Source organism: Pseudomonas edaphica, from assembly GCF_005863185.1.
GTDB classification, from domain to species: Bacteria; Pseudomonadota; Gammaproteobacteria; order Pseudomonadales; family Pseudomonadaceae; genus Aquipseudomonas; species Aquipseudomonas edaphica.
In genome coordinates this window covers 1-1,923 of sequence record NZ_VBVZ01000868.1, presented here as the reverse complement: position 1 = coordinate 1,923, position 1,923 = coordinate 1, and the positions used below count along the sequence as shown (strand labels likewise).

The window sequence follows — 1,923 nt, the reverse complement described above, 5'->3', positions numbered from 1 at the left end:
GCAACCGGGTCATCTGCGCGCCGAACCCCGGCGTGCTGGACTTCCAGGACGCGGTCTACGGCCCGGTCACCTATGACATCACCTGCCTGTTCAAGGATGCGTTTCTCAGCTGGCCCAAGGCGCGTGTGCAGGCGTGGCAACGCGGCTACTGGGAACGTGCTGGCGCTTTGGGCATCCCGGTGCAGGCGGATTTCAACGAGTTCCTGCGGGCCAGTGACCTGATGGGCGTGCAGCGTCACCTCAAGGTCATCGGCATTTTTGCACGCATCTGCCATCGCGATGGCAAGCCACGCTACCTGGCCGATGTGCCGCGTTTCTTTGCTTATATAGAAGCGGTACTGGCCGACCGGCCGGAGCTGGACGAGTTGGGCGAGCTGCTCGCCAGCCTGCGTGCACTAACCGAGGCGCGCGTATGAAGGCGATGATCCTGGCAGCAGGCAAAGGTGAGCGGATGCGCCCGCTCACGTTGCACACGCCCAAACCACTGGTGCAGGCGGGCGGCAAGCGTTTGATCGAGTATCACCTTGAAGCGCTGGCCAAGGCCGGCTTCACCGATATCGTGATCAACCATGCCTGGCTCGGCCAGCAGATTGAAAGCTACCTGGGTGATGGTGCGCAGTTTGGCTTGCGCATTCAGTACTCGCCCGAGGGCGAGCCGCTGGAAACCGGTGGCGGAATTTTCCAGGCGCTGCCGTTGTTGGGCGACGAGCCTTTTCTGGTGGTCAATGGTGATATCTGGACCGACTACGACTTCAATCTCCTCAAGCAACCGCTCAAGGGCCTGGCTCACCTGGTGATGGTCGATAACCCGGCGCATCACCCTTCTGGCGGCGATTTCTACCTGGACGAAGGTCTGCTTCATGATGCCGCGCCCGGTGCCGATAACCTGACCTTCAGTGGCATTTCAGTTCTCGACCCGAAGTTGTTCGCGGGTTGCAGCGCCGGTGCCTTCAAACTGGCGCCGCTGTTGCGGGAGGCCATGGCCAAAGGTCTGGTAACGGGAGAGCACATGACAGGACGCTGGATTGATGTCGGCACGCTGGAGCGTCTGGCGCAGGTTGAAACCCTGCTGACTGCGGGGCAATAAGATGTTGTGGCCAGGGACACTGATCGGTGCCGGGGCTGGCTTTGCCATTGCCAGTATTCCGGGGGCCTTGTTGGGCGCATTGCTGGGGCAGGCACTGGATCGCCGCCTGCAGTTGCACAGCTGGGCGCAATTGCGCGAGCGCCTGGGCGGGCGCCCGGCGTTGCGCAACGACGAATTGCTGTTTGTTTTGTTGGGGCGCCTGGCCAAGAGTAATGGCCGGGTGGTGGAGGGGCATATTCAGCAGGCGCGCCAGGAGATGCGCTCGCTGGACATGAGCGAGCCGGCCCAGCGTCGGGCGATTACCGCGTTCAATCGTGGCAAGTCGGGATCCGACCGAGTGCGCAATTACCTGCGCGTACTCAAAGCCCAACCCCATGCGGCAGAAGGTGTATTGCGTGCATGCTGGCGCATGGCCTGGGCGGACGGCAGGGCCGATGACGCCGAGCGCGACCTGATTGACCTATGGGGCAAGTGGCTGGGGTGGACGCCGCAACAGCTGCAGGCGCTGGCGTCTGATTACGCCCCCGAACGCAAGCCATTAGCCAGTCGTGGCGGGGCGTATCAGGAGGCGTTGCGGATTCTGGGGGTGACGTCCACCAGCGAACCGGCGGCGATCAAACGTGCCTATCGCCGCCTGCTCAGCCGCCATCACCCGGACAAGATTGCCGGCAGTGGCGCGAGCCTGGCGCAAGTGCGTGAGGCCACCGAGCGCACCCGCGAGTTGCACAATGCCTATGCGTTGATTCGTGAGCGGCGGGATTTCAGGTAGCCACCACCATTTGGAAGTGACAACCCAATCAGTGTGGGAGCTGGCTTGCCTGCGATAGCGATGTGTC

The 1,923-nt window shown here is 62.7% G+C and carries 3 protein-coding genes; all 3 read left to right on the top strand.

The window, feature by feature from the left end; all coding sequences use genetic code 11:
- Nucleotides 1-416, top strand: a 416-nt coding sequence (locus FEM54_RS31540; protein WP_171045953.1) for a phosphotransferase, incomplete at its 5' end; no start/stop codon positions are given.
- Nucleotides 413-1,087, top strand: a complete 675-nt coding sequence (gene murU, locus FEM54_RS31535) for an N-acetylmuramate alpha-1-phosphate uridylyltransferase MurU (RefSeq protein WP_138454166.1) — start codon at nucleotides 413-415, stop codon at nucleotides 1,085-1,087. The genes FEM54_RS31540 and murU, both read left to right, overlap by 4 nt.
- A gap of 1 nt (nucleotide 1,088) precedes the next feature.
- Nucleotides 1,089-1,856, top strand: coding sequence for a TerB family tellurite resistance protein (locus FEM54_RS31530; RefSeq protein ID WP_017138068.1), 768 nt, complete (start codon nucleotides 1,089-1,091; stop codon nucleotides 1,854-1,856).
- Nucleotides 1,857-1,923 lie beyond the last annotated feature (67 nt).